The 23407-nt window shown below is 63.3% G+C and carries 21 protein-coding genes; 8 read left to right on the top strand and 13 right to left on the bottom strand.

Annotated features, from left to right (window positions below; translation table 11 throughout):
• The 3 genes from VFE81_RS16545 to VFE81_RS16535 all read right to left on the bottom strand — a co-directional run.
• The coding region (locus VFE81_RS16545) for a patatin-like phospholipase family protein (protein WP_325045635.1) at positions 1-526 on the bottom strand (526 nt) is incomplete at its 3' end.
• Between the two features lie 22 nt (positions 527-548).
• Entirely contained in the window at positions 549-1100 is a 552-nt protein-coding gene (locus VFE81_RS16540) for a hypothetical protein (protein ID WP_325045634.1), read from the bottom strand.
• A 466-nt stretch (positions 1101-1566) separates the two neighbouring features.
• Complete coding sequence (locus VFE81_RS16535) at positions 1567-2460, bottom strand: acyl-CoA dehydrogenase family protein (RefSeq protein ID WP_325045633.1); 894 nt, start codon at positions 2458-2460, stop codon at positions 1567-1569.
• A 275-nt stretch (positions 2461-2735) separates the two neighbouring features.
• On the opposite strand from VFE81_RS16535, the gene VFE81_RS16530 reads away from it, so the two are divergent.
• Positions 2736-3647, top strand: a complete 912-nt coding sequence (locus VFE81_RS16530) for a LysR family transcriptional regulator (protein WP_325045632.1) — start codon at positions 2736-2738, stop codon at positions 3645-3647.
• Between the two features lie 114 nt (positions 3648-3761).
• Here VFE81_RS16530 and VFE81_RS16525 read toward each other — a convergent pair whose 3' ends face one another.
• From VFE81_RS16525 to VFE81_RS16515, 3 genes are read right to left on the bottom strand one after another with little or no spacing between them, the layout of a single operon-like run.
• On the bottom strand, positions 3762-5363 hold the full coding sequence (locus tag VFE81_RS16525; RefSeq protein ID WP_325045631.1) for a rhodanese-related sulfurtransferase: 1602 nt from the start codon (positions 5361-5363) through the stop codon (positions 3762-3764).
• Complete coding sequence (locus VFE81_RS16520; protein ID WP_325045630.1) at positions 5360-5968, bottom strand: cysteine dioxygenase; 609 nt, start codon at positions 5966-5968, stop codon at positions 5360-5362. Before VFE81_RS16520 ends, VFE81_RS16525 begins: the two co-directional genes overlap by 4 nt.
• A gap of 33 nt (positions 5969-6001) precedes the next feature.
• Complete coding sequence (locus VFE81_RS16515) at positions 6002-6178, bottom strand: hypothetical protein (protein ID WP_325045629.1); 177 nt, start codon at positions 6176-6178, stop codon at positions 6002-6004.
• Positions 6179-6284: 106 nt separating this feature from the next.
• Between VFE81_RS16515 and VFE81_RS16510 the strand changes: the two genes are divergently transcribed.
• On the top strand, positions 6285-7280 hold the full coding sequence (locus tag VFE81_RS16510) for an LLM class flavin-dependent oxidoreductase (RefSeq protein WP_325045628.1): 996 nt from the start codon (positions 6285-6287) through the stop codon (positions 7278-7280).
• A gap of 122 nt (positions 7281-7402) precedes the next feature.
• Here VFE81_RS16510 and VFE81_RS16505 read toward each other — a convergent pair whose 3' ends face one another.
• Positions 7403-8548, bottom strand: a complete 1146-nt coding sequence (locus VFE81_RS16505) for an alpha/beta hydrolase (RefSeq protein ID WP_325045627.1) — start codon at positions 8546-8548, stop codon at positions 7403-7405.
• Positions 8549-9004: 456 nt separating this feature from the next.
• Between VFE81_RS16505 and glgC the strand changes: the two genes are divergently transcribed.
• From glgC to VFE81_RS16480, 5 genes are all read left to right on the top strand, one after another.
• Positions 9005-10270 carry a glucose-1-phosphate adenylyltransferase gene (glgC, locus tag VFE81_RS16500; protein ID WP_325045626.1) on the top strand — a complete coding sequence of 422 codons (1266 nt, stop codon included), beginning with the start codon at positions 9005-9007 and terminating at the stop codon, positions 10268-10270.
• Between the two features lie 113 nt (positions 10271-10383).
• Positions 10384-11844 (top strand): glycogen synthase GlgA, encoded by a 1461-nt coding sequence (gene glgA, locus VFE81_RS16495; protein WP_325045625.1) that lies wholly within the window; start codon positions 10384-10386, stop codon positions 11842-11844.
• A gap of 224 nt (positions 11845-12068) precedes the next feature.
• Positions 12069-12935, top strand: a complete 867-nt coding sequence (gene pdxY, locus VFE81_RS16490; protein ID WP_325045624.1) for a pyridoxal kinase PdxY — start codon at positions 12069-12071, stop codon at positions 12933-12935.
• A 250-nt stretch (positions 12936-13185) separates the two neighbouring features.
• Positions 13186-13647, top strand: coding sequence for a hypothetical protein (locus tag VFE81_RS16485; protein ID WP_325045623.1), 462 nt, complete (start codon positions 13186-13188; stop codon positions 13645-13647).
• A 639-nt stretch (positions 13648-14286) separates the two neighbouring features.
• Positions 14287-15438 (top strand): branched-chain amino acid ABC transporter substrate-binding protein, encoded by a 1152-nt coding sequence (locus VFE81_RS16480; protein ID WP_325045622.1) that lies wholly within the window; start codon positions 14287-14289, stop codon positions 15436-15438.
• Between the two features lie 84 nt (positions 15439-15522).
• Here the strand turns inward: VFE81_RS16480 and VFE81_RS16475 are convergent, their stop codons facing one another.
• The gene (locus VFE81_RS16475; protein WP_325045621.1) at positions 15523-17463 is read right to left on the bottom strand and encodes a DUF3857 and transglutaminase domain-containing protein; all 1941 of its coding nucleotides are present in this window, start codon (positions 17461-17463) and stop codon (positions 15523-15525) included.
• On the bottom strand, positions 17460-18359 hold the full coding sequence (locus tag VFE81_RS16470) for an AraC family transcriptional regulator (RefSeq protein ID WP_325045620.1): 900 nt from the start codon (positions 18357-18359) through the stop codon (positions 17460-17462). Before VFE81_RS16470 ends, VFE81_RS16475 begins: the two co-directional genes overlap by 4 nt.
• 109 nt (positions 18360-18468) lie before the next feature.
• Here VFE81_RS16470 and VFE81_RS16465 point away from each other — a divergent pair, with 109 nt between their 5' ends.
• Positions 18469-19014 carry a hypothetical protein gene (locus VFE81_RS16465; RefSeq protein WP_325045619.1) on the top strand — a complete coding sequence of 182 codons (546 nt, stop codon included), beginning with the start codon at positions 18469-18471 and terminating at the stop codon, positions 19012-19014.
• A gap of 61 nt (positions 19015-19075) precedes the next feature.
• Here VFE81_RS16465 and VFE81_RS16460 read toward each other — a convergent pair whose 3' ends face one another.
• The 4 genes from VFE81_RS16460 to hutI form a co-directional block, all read right to left on the bottom strand.
• A complete protein-coding gene (locus VFE81_RS16460; RefSeq protein WP_325045618.1) occupies positions 19076-19741 on the bottom strand; it encodes a hypothetical protein in 666 nt (221 codons plus the stop codon).
• Between the two features lie 530 nt (positions 19742-20271).
• On the bottom strand, positions 20272-21093 hold the full coding sequence (hutG, locus tag VFE81_RS16455; RefSeq protein ID WP_325045617.1) for an N-formylglutamate deformylase: 822 nt from the start codon (positions 21091-21093) through the stop codon (positions 20272-20274).
• A gap of 87 nt (positions 21094-21180) precedes the next feature.
• Positions 21181-22578, bottom strand: a complete 1398-nt coding sequence (locus tag VFE81_RS16450; protein WP_325045616.1) for a formimidoylglutamate deiminase — start codon at positions 22576-22578, stop codon at positions 21181-21183.
• A 10-nt stretch (positions 22579-22588) separates the two neighbouring features.
• Positions 22589-23407 (bottom strand): imidazolonepropionase (gene hutI / locus VFE81_RS16445; protein WP_325045615.1); only part of this gene is annotated, 819 nt, incomplete at its 5' end.

Raw genomic sequence — 23407 nt, 5'->3', positions numbered from 1 at the left:
CCGCCCGCATGCCGCGCGCCACCGAAACCGGCACCGGATTGCTCAAACCGCCGTCCACCAGCCACACACCGTTGTGGAACACCGGCGTGAAAATCCCCGGAATCGCAATCGAGGCGCGTACCGCGTCGACCACGCTACCGTCCTGCAACCAGCTCTCGCGGCCCGAATCGAGTTCGGTGGCCACCGCCGCAAACGGCATGTTCAACTGGGCGATCGAGCGGCCGCCGAACTTGTCCGCAAATATCTGGATCACCTTGCGCCCGCCGAGCAAGCCGCCCGAAAAACGCAGATCGAGCAGCCGCACGACCGTTTGCCAAGTGAGCTTCGACACCCATTCTTCGAGCCAGTCGAGATCGCCGTTTGCATACACAGCGCCCACCAGTGCGCCGATCGACGTGCCGCACACCACATCCGGCTTGATACCGGCATCGTGCAACGCGCGAATCGCGCCAATATGCGCCCAGCCACGCGCGGCGCCACCGCCCAACACCAGACCGATCCGGCTGTATCGACGTCGATGTATCATTTTGTTGCCTGCCTTTTATCGTCTATCGCCCGCGTATCACGTCCGAGCGCGATGTCGTGTACACCTTCTGAAACTGGTCGAAGTGCACGTTGAAAATGCCTTCTTCAGTCACGCCGCCCTCGCGCCACTTCCAGCTCCACACGGTTTCCGGTTTGAGCGGAAACACGGCGACCTGGCCTGGTTTGCCGAGCAGGCGGCGCACTTCGTCTTCGCTCATGCCGATGCGAATCTTCCCGAAGTTGTCAGCGGTCAGCACCTGCGTGATAGCTTGCAATTTGCCGTCGCGGTCAATGTCGACCATGTACGTGTTCAGTCCTTGCGGGCCGCGCGGATATTCGAAACGCTTGGAACCGTCGGTAAACGTGCGCTCGGTTTCCGGCTTGCCCATCTGATCGCGGATCTGTGCTTCAGTCGTGACGCCTGGCGTCATATCCTTCAGCAACAACGCATCCGGCTTGACGGCGTTGAAGAATTCCTTGAGTTTTTGCACGGCGCGGTCGCTCTGTTGGTCGTCGCAACCGGTCAGTGCAGCGCACGCGGCCAGTATCGCGACGGTAAGCAGTTTGGGGCTCACAGCGAGTTCCTGTACGGATGCGAAGCGGCAATTCGCCCGCATCCCGTTGTGTAGTATGTCCCCCAGGGGGACTTCCTTCGGGCGTGCTACAGGATAACCGCGCACGGAAAAAACCGCGAGCGAGGCCGGCAACGGGCCATCAGCCGTCATGCGGACTGGTTTTGCGACTGGGGGGGGGCGAGGACCGTCGCCACAAGCAAAAAGGCGACGCTGTGCAAAGCGTCGCCGACTCGGTCGATACGGTCAAACCGGAAATAAACAGCGGCCGGAACAGCCGCCAGAAAACCGCAGTACTGCGGACGACGCGCAGCGGCCTGATCCGGGCGAAGCGGGCAGAGGCCTTGGCCTCTAACCTTGCGCTGTCGCCGGAATGGCAGACCGCTGCTTGTTGGCCGCCCTGGTCCCTCGATAAGCCTTCCAAGTGCAGCTAATCTAAACGGATTGGCGGATTTAGACGAGAGCGCGTTTACACCGAATCGGCAGATGATTCGCGGTCCGCGACAGCGGCAACGCACGCGGCTTGCGCGGCGGTCGCACTACCCCATACGCGCGCGGTCCGCGCGACGCCGTCGTACACCGCCGACAACAGCACGCTCATCCACGCAAGGCCGAGCGCATCGAGCCCGGCTCCCGGCTCGCCAGGCAGGTGCACATCCACGGCATGAGCTGCCGGCACGAACACGTTGTCGAACACGAGTTCATGACTGCCGGTGGCGCGCATGCCGAGATGATTCCATTCGCTGCCAACCCGCACGCCGGGTGTGTCGCGACGCACCAGCCATACGCCAACGCGCGGCGGCGTCTCGTCGCTGCGCGCCCACACCGCGAGCCAGGTGAGGCCGGGGCTGCCGGTCGAATACAGCTTGCTGCCGTCGATGATCCAGCCGTCGGCGCTGCGCTTCGCGATGGTCGACGGCAAACCCCCGCGTGCCGGCGTGCCCAACTCAGGTTCGACGCGCAGCGAGTTGATCAGCGCGCCATCGCGTACCGCCTCGCGCGCCAAGCGTTCACGCAGTTCGACCGGCCAATGCGGGTTGCCCTGCAAGCGATGATGAAACAGATATTGCATCACCAGTACGAGTGCCGTGGACGGCTCGCCGCGCGCCACCGCGCGCACCACTTTCAAGGCTTGTGGCAAGCGCGCACCCGCGCCGCCGAGCGATGCGGGCACCGTCAACGAGAGCAGGTCGAATTCATGCAGGCGCGCCAGATTGGCATGCGGAAATTCCGCCGTGCGGTCGTAGTGAGCCGCGCTGGCGGCGAACTCGCTGGTCAGCCGCGCGAGCAGTGCGTCGAACGCATCGCTATCGAGCGGTGGATGACGGCGCGTTACCGCGCTTTCGGCAATCGGGGCGTTCATTTCAGCACATCGGTCGGCAGGCCCGTGACCTCGTTGCAAGGCGGACGAGACGGAGAAAGAAGAACGGGAAGTCGTCATAGCGGCGGTTACGTCGTGGCATCCAGGTGATGTGCCATCGACGATAAGGCACGCATCTGTATAAGACAAACGCATTATTCTGCTAAGCAAATATGCGAATTTTCTTGAACGGCAAGGCATTCGCGCACATCGACACGGGTATCATCGAACGCACGAATCTTGCGCGCCGTTGCGCACTCATTTAATCACCACTCACCATGAAGATCGACGAAATCGACGCATACGTCACCGTCATTCGCTGTCAGTCGTTGCAACAGGCAGCGCTCTCGCTCGGCCTCACGCAACCGGCCATCACGCGCCGCCTGCAGAATTTCGAAGAGGCGCTCGGCGTCGAACTGCTCGACCGCAATACGCGTCCACTCAAGGCGACGGCAACGGGCCGCGTCGTCTACGAACAGTGCCGCGTGATCCAGCGCGAACTCGACGTGCTGCGCGAGATCGTCGCCACCGACACGCCGCCGGTCGGCACGCTACGCCTCGGCGTCGCGCAGACGATTGCCGATGTCGCGCTTACCGATGCGATGCGCGGCCTCAAGGCGGCCTACCCCGATCTGCAGGCGCGTGCATCGACCGGTTGGGGCAGCCAGATCCTGCAACGCGTCGAGCAGGGCGAACTCGACGCCGCCGTGATCCTGCTGCCCACCAACAAGACCTTCGACGAGACGTTATCGGCGCGCTCGCTTGGCCGCATCAAACTGGCGGTGGTCGCGCAGAAAGGCATGCTGAAAAAACGCGCGCATACGCTGGCGGAATGCCAGTCGATCGGGTGGGTGTTGAATCCGGATGGATGTGGCTTTCGCGACGGCCTGCAACGCACGCTGACGGGCCTCGGGCTCGCGCTCAAGCTCAATCTGGAAACGCTCGGCACCGAATTGCAATTGCAACTGGTCGCTGACGGCAACGGTCTGGGCCTCGTACCGTTACCGCTGCTGCAGGCCAGCGCTCACGCGGACGCGCTCGATATCGTCTCGATGAGCGACTTCAAGCCGCTCATCGATATCTGGCTCGTGCATCCGCGCGTGTTGGGTAAATTGCAACAGCCGGTCGAGCGGTTCGGCGCGGCAATCGAACGGCAATTCAAGGAAGTGCGCGTGCAGCGCGCGGCCTGAACCGCACGCTGACGCTATTTGCTTCGGTGGATTCGGTGGATTCGGTCGATTCGGTCGATTCGGTCGATTCGGTCGATTAGCCAGCTAGCTTCATCTGCTTTTCAGGTAAGCACCTCAGATCACGCGAAAGCCGTGCGTACCATCGCGCCCAAGTTGCGCAACAAGGCCGTACTCCCACTCCAGATAGGCGTTCATCGCTTCGCGCGCGTTATCGGTTCCTTCATACGGACGGCGATAACGATCGATGCGCGGCGATGCGAGACGCGTCTCGCCGCTTTCCACGGCAAAGCCCGCCTGGATCCACGCGCTCGTTCCGCCGCTTAGCACCTGCACCGGCTTACCCGTCAACGCCGCCACCTCAGGCGCGGCAAAGCGCGCAAGAAGGCTGCTGCCGCAGGTCACCACATACCGTTGCGCATCCGGCAGCTTGCGCAACGCTTCATTGAGTTGGCCGCGAATCGCGAACCACGCTCCGGGAATATGGCGCTTCACATAGTTCGCGCTGGTCGTGAAATCCAGCACGACGGTGCCGGGCGATTGCAGCAGCGTAACCAGTCCGGCCGGCGTGATTTCATCGACGGCAGGCGGTGTGGGCGCATGGCGTACAGCGGGCGCTGCGCCTTTTTTGTTGAAGTCCGCGTTGCCCAGGCCGTCCACCACATAGACCTCGACGTTCATCTGCGCGAGCCACGACGCGGTCATGTTCGCGCGCACGCCGTCGCTGTCGGCGAGGATCACGCGCGCGCCGCGCACCGGCGCGAACATGTCGGTCTCCTGCACCAGTTGACCGCCGGGCGCGTTGCGAAAACCTGGCACGTGGCCCGCTTCGTACTCTTCCGGTGTACGCACATCGAAACGATAGACAGTGCGTACCGCTTCATCGGCCCAACGACGCGCTTCGTCACGTGACGTGCGGCCCACCCTTGCGCGATCCGCCACGCCACGCGCGGAATCCGCGGCGGCGAGACGAAGCTTGTCATCGACAATCGGATCGAAGCGGCGCGAGCTGCCGTGCGCGAGCGCCTGACCGGCAAGCGTCCAGCCGATGGTGCCATTGCGCAGCGCCGCAACCGGATTCGGCACGCCCGCATTGATCAGCGACTGCGCACCGATGATGCTGCGCGTACGACCCGCGCAATTGACGATGATCCGTGTGGCCGGATCCGGCGCGAGCTGCCGCGCGCGCAGCACCAGTTCCGCGCCCGGCACGCTGATGCTGCCGGGAATATTCATGGTGTGGTACTCGTCGAAGCGGCGTGCGTCGAGCACCACCACGTCGGCTTCGTGATCGAGCAGCGCCAGCACCTGCGGTGCCGCCAGCGAGGGCGTATGACGCTCGCTTTCGACCAGTTCGCCAAATGCCTTGCTCGGCACGTTGACGTCCTGGAACAGCTCGCCGCCCGCCTTGCGCCAGCCTTGCAAACCACCATCGAGCAGCGCGACATCGGTATAGCCCAGCTCGCTCAACCGGTGCGCGGCGCGTTCGGCGAGCCCTTCGCCGTTGTCGAACACAACGACTGGCACATCGCGGCGCGGCAAACGCACTGGCGCTTCCAGTTCGAGATGCGAGAGCGGCAGATTGGCGGCGAACAGCGGATGACTGCGCGCGTGCGGATCCTCCTCGCGCACGTCGACGAGCGCGATTTCCTCGCGCCCAAGCAGTGCGCGGCGCACGTCTTCGAATGATCGGATGCGGAACTCTTTAACGAAACTCATGAGATCAGGGACTCCTTCGAAACATTCCAGATATTCGGCAACACGTCGTTCGAGTAGCCGGAGATAAAGGTTTTGCGGCCTCCGCCGACTGGATAGACAGAACGCGTCACCGCGCCGATATTTCCACCGTACACGTGAATGCTGATCGACGCACGATCGCGAAACGCATTACTCACACGATGGATATCGCCAATGCGCGGCGACACGGCGTCCACGGCGCCGGTGTCGAGGCGCTTTGCCGCGCCCTCTTCCGCCAGCGCGCCGTCTGGCGTGATGCGATACCCCTGAGCAATTTCCGCACCACGCAACACGCCGATCAAACCCCATACGGTGTGATCGTGCACCGGCGTCGACTGTCCCGGTCCCCATACAAAACTGACAATTGAAAAACGCTGCTGCGAGTCGGCGTGCAACAGGAATTGCTGATAGCGTCCGGGATCGGGCTGCGCGAAGGCGTCGGGCAACCAGTCGTCGTGGACGATCAGATCGCGCAGCGCAGCACCGCCGGCTTCGAGCAGATGTGCTTCGGGCACACGCTCGTCGACAAGCGACGCGATGCGCCCGACGAACGCGCGCAGCCGGTCCGTTCTCAAAGCTTGAGTCATCGAATGTTCACAAAGTTGATTGACTTGAATCGGTCACGCACCGCGAGCGAGCGCGGCGTTGAAGGTGTCGGTCCACAACGGTGCGACATCGACATGCCGGTCGATGACCGCGGCACGCGTGAACGTATCGGCCACCTGCTGCTCGCTCGCGATGTCCGCCGCCGTGACGCCGGTGACCCAGGCCCCCCAGCCCGAACAGGCAAAACCCAACCCCCTTCCACGAACGTGGACATCCCCGCGTCATCTGCAGAAAACCAAAACCTTTGCCACAATGCCCCATCGCGCGAAAGCGCCCGAAACAGCAAATGAACAGAAAATGATCCCCTTCTCGGTCCTGGACCTATCGCCAGTCATCGCAGGCGCCACGCCTGCCGACGCGTTCAAAAACACGCTCGACCTCGCCCAGCACGCGGAAAACTGGAATTACCGCCGCTTCTGGTTGGCAGAGCACCACAACATGACCGGCATCGCCAGCGCAGCCACGTCGGTGGTGATCGGCTACGTCGCCGGTGGAACGAAAAAAATCCGCGTCGGCTCCGGCGGCGTCATGCTGCCGAACCACGCACCGCTCGTCATCGCGGAACAGTTCGGCACCCTCGCCTCGCTCTATCCGGACCGCATCGACCTAGGCCTCGGCCGCGCACCCGGCACCGATCAGAGCACCGCCCGCGCGCTGCGCCGCGATCTGCAAAATAGCGCGGACTCCTTCCCGGATGACGTCGTCGAGTTGCAACGCTATTTCGCCGACGCGGTGCCGGGCCAGCGCATTCGCGCCGTTCCAGGCGCAGGCCTGCATGTGCCGCTCTGGCTGCTCGGTTCGTCGCTATTCAGCGCGCAACTGGCGGCGGCGCTGGGGCTGCCGTTCGCATTCGCGTCGCACTTCGCGCCCGATCATATGCTCACCGCGCTGCGCGTCTATCGCGAGCAATTCCGTCCGTCTGCGACGCTCGACAAGCCATACGCGATGGTTGGCGTCAATCTGTTCGCCGCCGATACCAACGAGGAAGCGCAGCGTCTCTTCACCTCGCTGCAGCAGCAGTTCATCAACTTGCGGCGCGGCACGCCGGGTCAGTTGCAGCCACCGGTCGAGCGGCTCGAAGCGTCGGAAATGGAGTTAAACGGCGTCGCACATTCGCTCGCCTGCACCGTGCTCGGCGATCGCGATGTGGTACGTGAAGGGCTGCGGTCGATCATCGAACAGACCGGCGCGGATGAATTGATGCTGACCGCGCAGATCTACGATCACCAAGCGCGGCTGCGTTCGTTCGAGATCGGTGCGCAAGTGCGCGAAGAATTGGGCGCCGGTAAGTAACAACGACGCTGGCGAATCACAAAAAAAGGGCGGCCTTTATCAGTAAAGGCCACCCCTCTTTTTTTCGTCGATCAGTTGGCTACGCTGAGTACACGAGCCTCAGGTTGCGCCGTCGCCAAAACTCACCGATTCGCCGGCACCGCCGCCAATCCCTCGAGCAGCGCCTTATGAAACGCCTGCGGGTCCTGCATCTGCGGCGCGTGCCCCAAATTGGCGAATTCGACGAGCGTCGCGTGTGGAATCGCCTTCGCCGCTGCCTTGCCCAGTTCGGGGTAATGCCCAAGCTTCGCACGCACTTCCGGCGGCGCGGCGTCCTTGCCAATCGCGGTCGTGTCCTTCTGGCCGATCAGCAAAAGCGTCGGCATGGTCAGGTGGCCCAGTTCGTACACCACCGGCTGCGTGTAAATCATGTCGTACAGCAGTGCGGAATTCCACGCCACGATCTGTTTGCCGGGGCCGCGGTACATCCCCGCCAGCATCTGCACCCACGGTTCATAGTCCGCGCGCCACTGGCCGGCGTAGTAGGTTGCCTGCTCGTAGCGGCGAATGCCGTCTGCGGTCGTCTTCAGCTCGCGTTCATACCATTGGTCGACGGATAACGACGGGACGCCCTTCGCCTTCCAGTCCTCGAGGCCGATCGGATTGACCAGCACCAGTTGCTGGGTCGCATGCGGATACATCAGCGCATAGCGGATCGCGAGCATGCCGCCGGTCGAATGGCCGATCACGGTCGCGTCGGTCACGCCGAGCGATTCGAGCAGCGCATGCGTGTTGCGCGCCAGTTGCTGAAAACTGTACTGATAGTGCTCGGGCTTGCTCGATTTGCAAAAACCGATCTGGTCCGGCGCGATCACCCGATAACCCGCGTCGCTCAGACGATGGATGGTTGCATCCCACGTCGCCGAGCAGAAATTCTTGCCGTGCAACAACACTGCCGTGCGTCCGTTCGCATGCTCCGGCTTGATGTCCATGTACGCCATATGCAGCGCCACGCCTTGTGAGGTGAAGTCATATTGCTCGACCGGTGCCGGATAGTTGAAGCCCTGCAACTCGGGGCCGTACGCCGGACCGCTGTTGTCGACGGCGGCTACCGGCGCGGCGCCGGCAGCCGCGGCACCGGGCTGGCTGCTTGGCATACCCGCACTGCCTGGACTAACCGAACTATTCGCCAAGGCAGCGCTGACCGGCGCGGCGGCGAAAACACCTGGCGCAGCGGCTAACACGCCGGCGCTCAACATGGCGAACAAAGACTCGCGGCGGAAATTCATCGATAGTTTTCTTGCAAAGAGAAATCAGCGGGAAACCTGCAGGCCACGCGCGTCGGCAAACCAACGCCCGAGCCCCGTTCAGAGCGGACGATTCTACGACGCGCCGCCGGACTCTGCTGCCGCGCGTGCAAACTCATGACGGCATCGGCGGGTGTGGCACGCATATTGCCGAGGCTCACCTTACGCCCTATGTGTCGTGGCGCACGGATGCTCCGCGGGCAACGGTTGATCGTTTGCAAGGCGGCCGTGCGAGCGGCATCCGCACAATTCACTATTCGCCCGCGGCAAATCAGTGCTAGAACTAGCAGACGGGCCCGCGAAGACGGAGCCGCCTGGCAGCACGAATCAACAGCGCAGACAGCACAAGACCACCCGGGGCATACTAATCAGCAACCATCTTGCATGGCACCAGAGTAAGCGTTAAAGCGCTAACTCCGGTCGACAAAGGAGACAGACATGGAAACTCCGGCACGGCTGAACGATCTGCAACGCACCACCCTCGCCATCGTCCTTGCAGGCGGACGGGGCACGCGGCTCGGGCCGCTCACCAACAAGCGCGTCAAACCGGCGGTTCACTTCGGCGGCAAATATCGGATCATCGACTTCGCGCTTTCCAACTGTCTGAACTCCGGCATCCGCCGCATCGCGGTGGTCACGCAATACAAGGCGCACTCGCTCTTGCGTCATATGCAGCGCGGCTGGGGCTTTCTGCGTGGCGAATTCGGCGAATTCATCGACCTGTGGCCGGCGCAGCAACGTGTGGAAGGCGCCCACTGGTATCGCGGCACTGCGGACGCGGTGTTCCAGAATCTCGACATCATTCGCTCGATCCGGCCGAAATACGTGGTGGTGCTGGCGGGCGACCACATCTACAAGATGGACTACACGCGCATGATCGCGGATCACGCGGAAAGCGGCGCGGATTGCACGGTCGGCTGCATCGAGGTGCCGCGCATGGAGGCCGTGGCCTTCGGCGTCATGGCCGTGGATGAAAACCGCCGCGTGACAGGCTTCGTCGAGAAACCCGCCGATCCGCCCGCCATGCCAGGCCGCCCGGATTCGGCGCTCGCCAGCATGGGCATCTATGTATTCAGCGCCGACTATCTGTATTCGCTGCTCGAAGAGAACATCTCGAGCATCGATACCGATCACGACTTCGGCAAGGACATCCTGCCGCGCGTCGTCACGCAAGGCACGGCGATCGCGCACCCGTTCAACATGTCGTGCGTGTCGTCGGACCCGAACGTGGAGCCGTACTGGCGCGACGTCGGCACGATCGACGCCTACTGGGCAGCCAATCTCGACCTCGCCTCCACTATCCCGACGCTCGACCTGTACGACCGCAACTGGCCCATCTGGACGTATCAGGAACAGTTGCCGCCCGCCAAGTTCGTACGCGACATGAAAGGCCTGCAAGGCTCCGGCAACAATCTGATCGTATGCGGCGGCTGCGTGATTTCCGGTTCGCAGATTTCGCGCTCGGTGTTGTCGTCGAACGTGAAAGTGAGTTCGTTCTGTAACATCAATGAGGCAGTCTTGTTGCCGCAGGTCACCGTCGGCGCGAGTTGCCGGTTGCAGAAAGTGGTGATAGACCGCGGCTGCGCCATCCCGGACGGCACGGTGATCGGTGAGGATCCGGTGGCCGACGCCGAACGCTTCTATCGCACCGAAGACGGCGTGGTACTGGTCACGCCCGAGGCGCTGCGGCAGAAGGGGACGTGATCCTTGCCGAACGGCAAAACGAACGGGCTGGCGAAGCCGCCCGTTTTGCCGTTCATGCGAACCTGATACGCACCTGATGCAAACCCCGCACTAACAGGAACGAGACCGAGCCTATGACGATTCGCGCCCTGCACGTCGCCAGCGAGCTGTATCCCCTCCTCAAAACAGGCGGTCTCGCCGATGTCGCGGGCGCGTTGCCGCCCGCGCTGATCGAGCGCGGCGCCGATGTGCGGGCGCTGCTGCCCGGCTTTCCGGCGGTGGTCGCGGGCTTGACCGACTTGCGGCCGGTGGCGCAACTGGGCCGCCGTTTCGACTCGCCCGGCGTCATGCTTGAACGGGGCACGTTGCCGTCGAACGGCCTGATCGTCTACGTGATCCGCGCCGGCACCCTGTACGACCGGCCAGGCAACCCCTATCTGAACGACGAACACGTGCCGTACGGCGACAATGCGCAACGCTTCGCCCTGCTCGGCTGGGTCGCGGCCCAACTGGCGCAGCACCTCGACCCGGCGTGGGCGCCGCAGATCGTTCACGCACACGACTGGCATGCCGGGCTCGCGCCCGCCTATCTGAAGGCAGCCGAACGGCAGCACGGGCGCTCCTTCGCGCGCAGCGTCTTTACGGTACACAACCTCGCGTATCAGGGCGTTTTTCCGGCGCACCAGTTCGGCCAGTTAGCGCTGCCGGACGACTTTTTCAGCATGCACGGCGTCGAATTCTATGGACAGTTGTCGTTCCTCAAGGCGGGCCTCTACTACAGCGACCGCATCACCACCGTCAGCCCGACCTACGCCCGCGAGATCCAGACACTCGCCCAGGGCGGCGGGCTCGACGCATTGCTGCGCCATCGCTCGCACGACCTGAGCGGCATTCTGAACGGTGTCGACTACTCGGTGTGGAATCCCGCCACCGACGCGCTGCTCGAAGATCACTACACCGCCACCCGTCTGGCTGGCAAACAGGCGTGCAAGGAGGCGCTGCAGAAGCGCTTCGGGCTCGCGCAGAAAAGCGATGCGTTGCTGTTCGGCGTGGTGAGCCGGTTGACCGAACAGAAAGGCCTCGACCTGCTGCTCGAAACGGTCCCTGAAATTGTTAAACGCGGCGGCCAACTGGTGGTGTTCGGCACCGGCGACCCGGCACTCGAAAACGGTTTGAAACGCGTGGCGCACACCCATCCGGAATCGGTGGCGGTCGAACTGGGTTTCGACGAAACACTCGCGCATATCATCGTCGCCGGCAGCGACGTGATCGCGGTGCCGTCGCGCTTCGAGCCATGCGGGCTGACGCAACTGTATGCGCTCGCTTATGGGTCGCTGCCGCTCGTGCATTGCGTCGGCGGCCTGGCGGACACAGTGGTCGACGCATCGCTGGAAAATCTCGCCGACGATCTCGCCACCGGCTTCGTGTTCGAACGATTCGAGCCCAAAGGCCTTGCAGCAGCGATCCGCCGCGCCTTTGCGCTCTACAACCGCCGCACCGAGTGGAAGGCCACGCAACGTCGCGCGATGCATCAGGACTTCGGCTGGGGCACCTCGGCCGAGCAATATCTGGCGCTGTATCGCGAACTCGCCTGATCCCCCCGTTTGATGGTTCGACGCAACAACACGGGGACGGGTCGACTCGCGCATGACAAACTCATGTATTGTTTCCTGACTATGCAGATTGCGCATTTTTCTTGCACTATCTAAAACAGTAAAAACAGTAACGCCGCTTCAGGCGCCCGGCCCAAGCCGGTTCGTCACCGCGGCCATCCTTCCGTTTTCTTTGATCGCGCCTAACCATTTGCGCGGGCCACACCATGACAAAAAACGTTCTGAGCATCCAGTCACATGTCGTCTTCGGGCACGCCGGCAACAGCGCGGCCGCGTTTCCGATGCGCCGGCTCGGCGTCAATGTCTGGCCGCTCAACACCGTCCAGTTCTCGAACCACACGCAATACGGCCATTGGACGGGCGGTGCGATCGAGGCCTCGCAGATGGAAGAACTCGTCGAAGGGATCGGCGCGATCGGCATGCTGCCGCGCTGCGACGCCGTGCTGTCCGGCTATCTGGGCACGCCGGAGCAGGCGCAATCGGTGCTCGAGATCGTCAAGACCGTGAAGGCCGCCAATCCGCGCGCGTGGTACTTCTGCGATCCGGTGATGGGCGCCGCAAGCGGCTGCAAGGTCGAGCCGGGCATCCAGGAATTTCTCGTGCGCACCATGCCGGGGGTGGCCGACGCGATGGCGCCGAACCATACCGAGTTGCAACGCCTCGTGGGCCGCGAGATCGAGACGCTCGAAGAAGCCGTGGCCGCCTGCCGCGAGGTCATCGCCCGCGGACCGAAACTCATGCTGGTCAAACATCTGCTCGATCGCAACAGTCCCGCTGACCGTTTCAACATGCTGGTCGTCACCGAGCGCGAGGCCTGGATGGGGCAGCGTCCGCTCTACCCCTTCGCGCGGCAGCCGGTGGGCGTCGGCGATCTGACGAGCGCTGTGTTTGTCGCGCGCACCCTGCTGGGCGATTCGATCCGCGCGGCTTTCGAGCACACGCTGGCCGCCGTGAACGCGGTGGTGAAAGCGACATGGCAGGCCGGACGCTATGAGCTGGAACTGGTGGCCGCGCAGAACGAAATCGCGCAGCCGCGTGAATGGTTCGACGCCTGGGTGGCCGAGACGGCATAGGTCGGCAGAGAGAACTTCGGTTGCACGGAGATATCTCGCCACGGCCTGCCTGAAGGCGCGCTGGTTTGGGTAGGCCGGCCGCACCGCACGATCTGCCCGGGAGGCACGTGACCCACGCTTGTCAGCCGGGCGTCCTATAATGCGTGCCGCATGGGTGAGGCATTCGCCCACCCCGCACGGCATTTTTCAGGCATCCGGGCATCCGGCTTCAGGGCTTCAGGGCATCCGGCATTCAGCAGACGAGGCATCGATGGACGGTTATATCCGCAGCGAGCGGGAAGAATTTTTTGAGCAGTTGTGCATGAGCGTCGACGCAGACGAAGCGCACGAGCAGGAAGCGATCGAGTACTTCGAGAACCAGTTCGACCAGTCCGACTTCGATCCCGCACAGTGGCTCGACATCGCGCTTTACTATTCGCCGGCGGTGGCGCGCGGCATCGTCGAGATGGTGACGCCCGACGACAAGGCGCGCAGCAACATCGCCGAAGTGATCGCCGACAACCTCGACATTTCGTACGGCGAAGACGAGTGCCAGAAGTTCGCCGAGACCATCGAATTCGCGTTGAACAACGGCGTGCCGGTGGATCTCGATCTGGTGCTCGACGGTTGCCAGCGCGCGATCGACGATCTCGACACCTGGGCCGACGATGAAACCAAGGCGCCGATCCTGCGTCTGCGTGAAGAATTGCTGCGCCAGCAAGGCGAGCAGTGACGTTGGTTTGAATTGTTGCGCCCGCAGCGCCGAACGTTGACGCTGTTTTAGCTTGCGGTCTATCGCGTCTGACGCTTCGACCGTTTCTCACATTTTTGCCGCCGCGCTCGCGGAAGTTTGTTTCCGCACGAGCGCTGCCACAGTAAAGCCGCCGCGTTCGCGCCGGTTTCCCGAGCGGCTTCTCCGGGGCGCCTCCCCATCGCTTCTTCAGCGGACACCAGGCCATCCTGGTTCTTAAGCATATGCCGCAATCCGCACCCGCGCGCCGCCGCTGACAGGCCGCCAGCCAAAGCGCTGCCTAGGCTATGCCGAAATGCTCATTCAAAGCGCCGCGAACTGCCAAGACGGGTGCAATTTGGCTTTCTATATTCCCGCCAGATTGATCGGTATGTGGACGTCGTTGGGCGCGCCCCAATCCCCCAATCCCTCAATCCCCCAAGGGGACTTCCTTCGGGGCGGGGGACTTCCTTCGGGGCGGGGGAGTTCCGACCGGGCGTTTTCCAGCATTGTTCATGGCGCCCGATCGTCCGTACTCTTGATGACGCGCGCCATGCGAAGTCCAACCATGCTTGCGCGTCGATCCAGCGTTACCGCCTTGCCGCTTTACACCTGAAACTGTCGATGGAGAGGAGAGAGACCATGAGTCTTCGAAACACGCTGAAACCGCTTGCACTGTTCGTTGGCGCCGCATTTGCGATCGCACCGCTGGCCAGTTTCGCGGACGACCTGCCGGTGAAGATCGGCTTCGCCGCGCCGCTCACGGGCGCCAATGCCGGCTACGGGAAGGATCTGGAGAACGGCGTCCAGCTCGCGATCGAGGAAGCCAACGCCCGGAAGATCAAGATCGGCGACAAGGTCGCACAATTCCAGCTCGTCGCCGAGGACGACCAGGCCGACCCGCGCATCGGCGTGCAGGCAGCGCAGAAGCTGGTCGACGCGGGCGTATCCGTGGTCGTGGGCCACTTCAATTCGGGCACCACGATTCCTGCCTCGCAGGTGTACGAGCAGGCCGGCATTCCGGTGATCGATCCAGCGGCCACCAATCCGATCATTACCGGGCGAGGTTTTGCAAACACCTTCATGGTGATCTCCACCGATGCGCAGAACGCCGGCAACGCGGGCGTCTACGCCGTCGAAGTGACGAAAGCCAAACGCATTGCGATCATCGACGACCGCACCGCGTTCGGCCAGGGTGAGGCCGACGAGTTCGAGAAGGCGGTGAAGGCGCATGGCGGCAGCATCGTGACGCGCGAATACACCGACAATCACGCGGTAGACTTCAGCACGCAGATCACCAAGATCAAGGGGACCAATGCAGATCTGATTTTCTTCGGGGGCCTGGATACACAGGCGGCGGGCTTCGCGAAGCGGATGAAGCAATTAGGGCTGAACGCGCAACTGGTGGGCGGCGGCGGCGTGATGGACCAGGACTTCATCAAGCTCGCCGGCGATTCGGCCGAAGGCGTGATGGCCTGGGAATACGGCAGACCGTTGGCCCAGTTGCCGGGCGGCAAGGACTTTTCCGCGAAGTTCAAGAAGCGGTTCGGGGTGGATATCCTCTCGTACGCACCGTTTGGGTATGACGGAGCATGGGCGGCGATCAAGGCGATGCAGCAGGCGAAATCCAGCTCTCCTGCGGTCTACCGGCCAGTGCTCAAGGCGATCGACTACGATGGCGTGACAGGGAAGATTTCTTTCGACAGCACCGGGGCGTTGAAGAGCGGCGCTTCCACGCTATATCAGGTCAAGAGCGGAGCCTGGGTTCCTATCGTGACCAAGAGCGGGAGTTAAGCGTCTCTTTTTGCCCATGACGGCATAGTTGTTCGTGCGGCCGCGGCGGTGCTTTTTCACCGCCGCGGCCGCTGTCACATGCGCCTACCTGGCGACCTTCACCACCACCTCGGAATCGAGATCGCGCTCGATCCGGACAAGATCATCCTTCACACCGGCAAATTCATCGGCCGAGCACATCTGATGCCCAAATGTGGCTCGAAGCTGTCGCCTGACCTGCAAGACGCGCGCAACAGGATCGAATACGTAGCGAGAAGAAAACTCGAAGAAACGATCCTTCACCGTGGCGTCCGGCGGCGCGTCCGTCACGCGGACGAAGCCCGGCAGCGTCATTTCCAGCGTCTCATCGAACGCTCCTCCGATACACGCCCACGGCTGCGTCCTTGAAGGCTCCGCCAGCCATACCTGCACCTGCCCCGCCATGCCGCCTGACAAGCTTGTCAGGGCCGGCACAGCGGTCGTTCCATCGGTCCAGACAAAATGCGCCAGCCGTCCCTGCATCGAGGTGGAAAAAGGTCCCTCCGTGGCTGACACGTCGCCAGTGTGCAATTGCGCGGTGCCATGCAAGCCGGTCAACAACAGCCGGCTCGCGGCAATCTGTTGCGTGCGCTGCCGCGTTGCCCGTCGAAACGTATTGCGTTCGAGCTCCGCGGTATAGCCGGCATCTTCCACACGATAAGCGTAGTTCGCCGCCCCGCTCTCATCGACCTCGATTTGCAGGCGCGCCGCGCGCTCGCGCAACTGGGTGGCCGGCGTGCGAGCCAACACGCCCTCGTCGACCAGCAACACCGGCCGGTCCATCACGCCCGGTGGCAGATAACCAAAACTGATGCCACCCGCCGTAGTGTCGGCAAATAACGATAGATCAGGAATCCAGACGATTGCATGATTGATCGCGCTTGCGCCGTAGCCGGGCACGTCCGGCAAACTGTAGTACGGCCCAAGATTGAGCAGCACCGCCTCGCTGCGGATGCCGACCGCAGCCAATAGCGCGCTGTACAACGCGACGTGGTCTTTGCAGTCGCCATAGCGGTTGTGCAGGATGTCGATTGCCTTATGCGGGACAGCCGCAGTCTCGCCGAGAAACAGCGCCACGTAGCGAATATTCAGACGCATCCAGTCGGACAGTATCTGCGCCTTCGTGCGCGGATCGCTGGCCTCTCCGGTCAGGCTCTGCGCGAGTTGGACAATCGCCGGGTCGCTCATGGTCGCGTCGTTAGCGGCCCCGCGATAGCGCGCGGCAAAACTCGCGAAGTCCGGTACCGTCGACACCATCAGCCGGTCGCCCCAGTTCGCATAGCCCACCGCGCCTGCTTCGAGCGGCGCATACGGGCCGTGCCGGTAGTCGAACTCGTAGCGGGTGCGTCCGTTTGCCGTGACGGGCGGGAGTGCAACGTAGCCGCGCGCATCGGCATGGAGCGGTATGTCGGCGGGCAGATCGAAGATCAGGCGCTGCATCTCGACGGGGTCGTGCGTCGGTTCGACCAGGTACGCGAACGCGCCGGCCTGCAAGGGCTTCGTGCGCGTTTTTCGAAACGCGAGATGCACGCGCGCGCCGGGCTCGACGCCCGGAAAGATCACCGTGCGCAACACGCCGTCTTCGAAACTCGGTGCGCCTGCCGAGCGTGGTTCCTGCACGTCGCGGATCGCCTCGGGGCCCACCGGATGCGCGACGCCGTTCGGGTCGATCGTTTCCGCGCTCAGCAATTGCACCTGCTCGATGTCCTTGTTGAACCACACGTAACGTTGCGCGATATCGTCGACGCCGCTCGTCGTGTTGGCCCGCAGGACCGTGTCGTCGTGTTCTTCGACGGAGCCGTCTTTCTGGATCACGAAGAGATGGACGTCGCGCTCCGTCGTCGAGGGGGAAAGGTCGTCGTTGGCGGTGCTTGGAGTGCTTGCGGTGCTTGAGACGCCGGAGGTGCTCGGACCACTCGCGGCACTCCCCCCGGCATACGAGGGGGTCACGCACGCAACCAGCGCCAACGCGGCAGCCTGCTTCATAACCGCGACGTACCGCGTCATGTGCGACGCGCCCTGCCCCGCGCGCGCCACGCACGCGGACTCGACGCGAACTCCGCGCGAAACGCGTGATTGAAGTTCGACAGATCGTTGAAGCCGCAATCGAGTGCGATATCGACGACCTTCGCGCTATCGTCCTGAAGACGCAGCGCCGCCGCGCGCAACCGTGCCCGCAGCACGTATTGATGCGGCGTCACGCCGGTTACGCGCTGGAACGTGCGCAGAAAATAGAACTCGCTCAGGCCCGCTGCGGCAGCAAGGCTCGTGAGCGTATGCGGTGCGCCAGGTGTGTCGTCGATCAGGCGCACCGTCTGCGCAACGCGCGACCAGGCCGCGGCGCTCGCGGGCGGTTCCCCGCGTGTCAATGCCCCCGCCGCCTTGAGCGTCGAGACCACCAGTTCGACCGCGAGTTCGTCCCACACCGCGTCGCCTGTATCCGACGCGCCCGCACAGGCCCGCGCGATCAGCGGTGACAACGCAGGCAGCGACGGGATGCGCGCGCGCCTGAAGTTCAGATTGCCGCTCGCGATGCCCGCGTCCGCGGCAACCCGCTCGAAATACGCCGGCGCATAGCGGAAGGCAATGCAGCGATCGCCGGCCCCATGCCGATGGCCGCATTCGAAACAGTCACCCGTATTGCCGAGCAGCAGCGCGCCGGAGGTGAGCAACTCGCGCCCCGTCCCGGCCCGGTAGCCGAACGAACCGGCGACCACCATCGCGATGCGCACACCCGCGTGCCGTTCTTCGAACGGCTGGTCGCGTGGCCCGAAGGTGCACAGGACGTCCGCGACATCCCAGTTCGCGCCTTGGGCCAACGGGCGCGCGGTTATGCCGCCGCGCGCACCTTCCCGTGCCCGTTGCGCGAGCGCCTGCTGCAAAGTGACGGCAATTTTCCCCAAGATGCACCTCGGCTGAGTCCGTATCATGGTTTTAGCACATCGGCGAGCGGCGTGGTTTTGCCCGTTCCGGCGATGGCGCTTTCACAGAACACCCGAAGGAGCACACACGATGAACATGCTGGACGACACCCTCGAGCGCGGCTTTCACGCCGCCTTGGCCGCGCCGGCGCGCGCCGCCGACATCGCTGCCGCCGACGACGCTTACGGCTGGCTGATCGGCAGTTGGGACATGGACGTGCTGCATTACCGCGTCGACCTCGGCAGCGCGCGCCGCCACGGCGAGATTCATTTCGGCTGGGTCCTGGAGGGCCGTGCCGTGCAGGACGTATGGATCATGCCGCCACGCAGCGAGCGTCACACCGGGCTCGAAGCCGGCGACACGATGTACGGCACCACGCTGCGGGTGTGGGACCCGGGCCTGCGGGCGTGGCGCGTGACCTTCATCAATCCGCAGACCGGTCAGCGCGATGAACTGACAGGCCGGCGCGTCGGCCATGATCTCGTGCAGATCGGCACGCACGCCGACGGCACGCCGATTCGATGGAATTTCACCGACATCACGAAGGATTCGTTCCGGTGGACTGGGGTCGCGCTGGCGCAGGACGGCGTAACGTGGACGCTCGAGGCGGAGTTTCACGCACGCCGCAGGCGTTAGCTTGCAGGCTGGCAATCAGGGGTTTCAAACCTGCGTACAACAGAAACCCCTACTGCTCGCGTTAATCCCCCTCCCCGATTTGCGCGAGCAACGCCTGCAGCCGCTCCACATGCCTGAGCAGCAAATGCCGATGCTTTTCGATCTGCTCCAGTCGGCCAGCCAGGTCGGCCTGAATCGGGTCGTCGAGATCGGCGGCGGCGATCACGTCCTCCACCTTCGATCGCATCGATGCAAGGTCCACCGGCACATGACTCAAATGCCGCTCGAAGCGCCGCACGTCCTGCATCGCCAGATCGCGAACTTTGCGGAAATGGGCCTGACGCCGATGTGCTTCGGCGTCGAGCGTCTCTTCTTCCACTCGTTTGGCCGGACCCGGCTGACCGAAAATCGGCTCAGGCGGCCGCAGCACCGTCTTCTTGCGCACCGGGTGCGCCGTGCCGCGAAAGCGCGCAAGCGGCTGTTCGTTGTCGATCGCTTCGCGCGCATTGGCCGGTATGTCCTGCTCCGTATGCGACGCGTTCATCCAGCCATTCGGCAAGCCTGTGACCGCCTCGATACCGCGCACGAACTCCTCGCTGAATTCGCGCTGGCCGGACAACATCAACTTCAGGTAGCTGGCGGAAAAGGTCATCATGCGCGCCAGACGCGTCGCCGCACCCACCTCGCGGGTCAGCAGCACCAAGTTCGCTCGCCAGACCGGGAGCAGCAATTCGTCGGAATCTTCCATCGCTGGGTCTTCCATCTTTTGCCCGATGTATGGACGACGCGCTTACGCACGTCATCGTTTTGAAAGGGTAGCCGCTTGAGCGCACGGCGCGCAATGCCCGCGTCCGCATCCCGCGACTGTCGATGTGTCGAAATTACAGCTACTGCGCGCGGCTGCCCGGGGATAAAACGCCACGAAGCGCTGCGTTTTGAGTTGACCCGTGCATTCGGCCAGCGTTCCTCCGTTACGCGCAGGATGGATGGCATCCTTCGATACCGTTGCCGCCCGTCAGGGTGAACATCGAAGAGCCCCGCTTTATGCGGGGCTTTTTTTGGGGCCGCCCGGGGCCGCGTGCCGGCATGTTCTTCAACGCTCTATAAGTTCTGCGCGAAACGGGCGGCATGCAATCACGGACACATGCTGTTACACCTTTGCGGTGCAATGGGACGACTCACGGCGACCTCGCGGAACGCGAAGCGCCATGAATGCGGTAGGGGATTAGCTGAAAAACAACAACCGCGCCGACCGGGTCGACGCGCGCGACCGGTCAGTCAAGCGGACTTGACGCGCTCCAGGGCCGTCGCCACAAGTTTTTCCAGCAAGGGCTCGATTTTCACAGCCAGCGTTTCGTCGTAGGCATACGGCATCTGCTCCTCCATATACGTAATCTGCGACAACTCGAGTTGTACCGCATGCACCCCCTGCGACGGCTGCCCGTACTGCCGCGTGATATACCCGCCCTTGAAGCGCCCATTGGTGACAGCGGAATAACCGCCATGCCGCTCGACCACCGCGGCCAATTCCTCGCCTAATCCGGCCACCGCGCTGGCGCCGTTCGACGTGCCAAAGTTGAAATCCGTCAGACGTCCCTCAAAAAACCGCGGCACATGCGAGCGAATCGAATGCGCTTCCCAGAGCAGCACCTTGCCGTGCTTCGCCTTCAGCGCGGCAATCTCGCCTGTCAGTGCATCGTGATAGGGCTTCCAGTAAGCATCGCGTCGACGCGCGACTTCGGCGTCAGTCGGCAGATGGCCTTCGAGGTACAAGGGTTCCTTGTCGAAGGTATCGACCGGCAGCAAACCGGTGGTGTCTTGCCCCGGATACAGATTCGCGCCGTCGGGCGGACGGTTCAGGTCGATCACATAACGCGCGTACGTCGGCGACAGGATCGACGCGCCCATGCGCCGTGCAAACGCGTAGAGACGGTCGAGGTGCCAGTCGCAGTCGTCGGTACGTTGCGCGACCGGCGTCATCGTTGCGGCGATATCGGCGGGGATTTGCGTGCCCAGATGGGGGATCGAGATCAGCAGCGGCAGGCTTCCCTGATGCAGCGATAAAACCGGCGGAGTAGTTGCAGTAGACGAAGCAGTCATGTCAGTCCGGGATCGATAAAAGTCGAAGGCTCTAGTTTACTCAGCAATTCACGCGAGCATTTCACTTCAGCAAGTCGCTTCGGCAACTCACTTGAGCAAATCGGCGAGCGCCACGCGATAGCGCGCGTACGCAGCCTCTTCGTCGCGATGACGGCGATTGTCGACAACCTTGTCGCCGCCTGCGTAGACGTCGCGAATCGGCGTCTCGCCATGCTCGCAGAATACAACGCCCGAGAGCCACGCGCCCGGCGCGTGCTCGGCGATACTCGAATGATCCGCGTCGAGCACCAGCCAGTCGGCACGGCATCCCGCTTGCAATGCACCGACCGCACGACCCGTTGCATGTGCACCGCCGTCGAGCGCGGCGTCGAACAGACGGTCTGCCACATACGTAGCCTGCGCCGACGCCAGCACGTTGCGCTGCCGACGCGTGAGACGCTGCCCGTATTCGAGCAAACGCAATTCCGCCCGCCAGTCGACGCCGATATGGCTATCCGAACCGACGCCGATGCGCCCGTGCGCGTCGAGATACTCGTGCGCCGGAAAAATGCCGTCGCCGAGATTGGCTTCGGTGGTCAAACACAAACCGGCGACCGCACCGCTTTTCGCGAGCGCCAGCGTTTCGTTCGCATCGACATGCGTTGCATGCACGAGGCACCAGCGGCTGTCGACGTCGAAGCGGTCAAGCAGCCATTGCACCGGCCGCGCGCCTTCGGTTTCAAGGCAGGCGTCGACTTCGGCGGTTTGCTCGGCAATATGAATGTGAACCGGTGCGCTTCGATCGATGCCGTTCAGCAAGGCACGCAACGAATCGGCCGATACCGCACGCAATGAATGCGGCGCGACGCCATAACGCAACGCAGCATTCTCAGGACGCGCCGCGCGCAACGCGCCGAGCAGATCGAGCAGACTCTCCGGCGTATTGATGAAGCGCTGCTGACCTTCGCGCGGTGCGCGCGAACCGAAACCGCTGTACTGATACAGCACGGGCAACATCGTCATGCCGATGCCGCTTGCCGACGCCGCGTCCACCACACGCTGCGCCAGTTCCGCCTGGTTCGAATAGCGGCTGCCGTCCGGCGTGTGGTGCACATAATGGAATTCACAGACCGACGTGTAGCCCGCTTTCAACATCTCGATGTACAGCCACTGCGCGACAGCCGCGAGCCCTTCCGGCGTGATCCGCGCGGCAAAGCGGTACATCAAATCGCGCCAGCTCCAGAAGTTGTCGGTGGCCCCTGTGCCGGATGCGGCGCGATACTCGGTAAGGCCGGCCATCGCGCGTTGAAACGCATGCGAGTGAAGATTCGGCATGCCAGGCAACACGGGACCGGCGGCTTTTTGCACACCGTCAGGAACCGCCGCCGTATCGGGCGTAACCGATGTCAGCGTGCCGTTTGCATCCCATTCCAGCAGCACATTGCGGCGCCAGCCGTCGGGGAGATAGGCGTGATCGGCGAATAGTGATTGTTTTGCTTGCATCATCTCTCAGGCCCTAGCTCAATTCACGCCGCGTATAAACAGTCTCGCCCGCGCGCACGACTCGCGCGCACAACGGGCGCCCAATCCAGTAAGCCAGCTCGGCAAGCGTTTCCACCGACCACACCGCGAAATCCGCCGCGCGCCCGGCTTGCAGCGAGCCGTGCGTATCCGCCTTGCCGAGCGCACGCGCCGCATGCGCGGTCACGCCTTGCAGCACTTCGGGCACGGTCATGCGGAACAGCGTGGTCGCCATGTTCATCATCAGTAGCAGTGATGTTGTGGGCGACGTGCCGGGATTGCTGTCGGTGGAAATTGCGATCGGCACTTCATAGCGCCGCAGCAATTCCAAAGGCGGCAATTGCGTCTCGCGGATGAAGTAGTACGCGCCGGGCAGCAGCACGGCGACCGTGCCTGACGCTTTCATCGCGGCAACGCCGGCCTCGTCGAGGAATTCGAGGTGATCCGCGGACAGCGCGTGGTGACGCGCGGCCAATGCCGTACCGCCGCCGTTCGACAACTGCTCGGCGTGCATCTTCACCGGCAACTTGTAGCGCTCCGCTGCCTTGAACACGCGCTCGCTTTGGTCCAGCGAAAAACCGATGCGCTCGCAGAACACGTCGACGGCATCGACCAGGCCTTCGTCGGCGAGCGCGGGCAGCATCGTGTTGCAGACTTCGTCGATATACGCGTCGGCTCTTCCGGCGAATTCGGGCGGCAACGCGTGCGCGCCGAGAAACGTCGTATAGACCGACACCGAATAGCGCTCGCCCAACTGGCGCGCGACGCGCAGCATCTTGCGCTCGCTGGCGAGATCGAGGCCGTAGCCGGATTT

It is taken from the genome of Paraburkholderia sp. (genome assembly GCF_035656215.1).
Taxonomy (GTDB): Bacteria; Pseudomonadota; Gammaproteobacteria; order Burkholderiales; family Burkholderiaceae; genus Paraburkholderia.
Note: the sequence above shows the minus strand (reverse complement) of the source record. Positions and strands in the feature narration are given on the sequence as shown.

What these genes read in the sequence shown, in the direction of transcription:
- hutG (WP_325045617.1), bottom strand. Translation starts at nt 21,093, where the DNA reads ATGACTGCTTCGTCTACTGCAACTACTCCGCCGGTTTTATCGCTGCAT.
- glgA (WP_325045625.1), top strand. Translation starts at nt 10,384, where the DNA reads ATGACGATTCGCGCCCTGCACGTCGCCAGCGAGCTGTATCCCCTCCTC.
- VFE81_RS16505 (WP_325045627.1), bottom strand. Translation starts at nt 8,548, where the DNA reads ATGAATTTCCGCCGCGAGTCTTTGTTCGCCATGTTGAGCGCCGGCGTG.
- VFE81_RS16460 (WP_325045618.1), bottom strand. Translation starts at nt 19,741, where the DNA reads ATGGAAGATTCCGACGAATTGCTGCTCCCGGTCTGGCGAGCGAACTTG.
- VFE81_RS16475 (WP_325045621.1), bottom strand. Translation starts at nt 17,463, where the DNA reads ATGACGCGGTACGTCGCGGTTATGAAGCAGGCTGCCGCGTTGGCGCTG.
- glgC (WP_325045626.1), top strand. Translation starts at nt 9,005, where the DNA reads ATGGAAACTCCGGCACGGCTGAACGATCTGCAACGCACCACCCTCGCC.
- VFE81_RS16465 (WP_325045619.1), top strand. Translation starts at nt 18,469, where the DNA reads ATGAACATGCTGGACGACACCCTCGAGCGCGGCTTTCACGCCGCCTTG.
- VFE81_RS16530 (WP_325045632.1), top strand. Translation starts at nt 2,736, where the DNA reads ATGAAGATCGACGAAATCGACGCATACGTCACCGTCATTCGCTGTCAG.
- VFE81_RS16525 (WP_325045631.1), bottom strand. Translation starts at nt 5,363, where the DNA reads ATGAGTTTCGTTAAAGAGTTCCGCATCCGATCATTCGAAGACGTGCGC.
- VFE81_RS16485 (WP_325045623.1), top strand. Translation starts at nt 13,186, where the DNA reads ATGGACGGTTATATCCGCAGCGAGCGGGAAGAATTTTTTGAGCAGTTG.
- VFE81_RS16450 (WP_325045616.1), bottom strand. Translation starts at nt 22,578, where the DNA reads ATGATGCAAGCAAAACAATCACTATTCGCCGATCACGCCTATCTCCCC.
- VFE81_RS16510 (WP_325045628.1), top strand. Translation starts at nt 6,285, where the DNA reads ATGATCCCCTTCTCGGTCCTGGACCTATCGCCAGTCATCGCAGGCGCC.
- pdxY (WP_325045624.1), top strand. Translation starts at nt 12,069, where the DNA reads ATGACAAAAAACGTTCTGAGCATCCAGTCACATGTCGTCTTCGGGCAC.
- VFE81_RS16535 (WP_325045633.1), bottom strand. Translation starts at nt 2,460, where the DNA reads ATGAACGCCCCGATTGCCGAAAGCGCGGTAACGCGCCGTCATCCACCG.
- VFE81_RS16520 (WP_325045630.1), bottom strand. Translation starts at nt 5,968, where the DNA reads ATGACTCAAGCTTTGAGAACGGACCGGCTGCGCGCGTTCGTCGGGCGC.
- VFE81_RS16480 (WP_325045622.1), top strand. Translation starts at nt 14,287, where the DNA reads ATGAGTCTTCGAAACACGCTGAAACCGCTTGCACTGTTCGTTGGCGCC.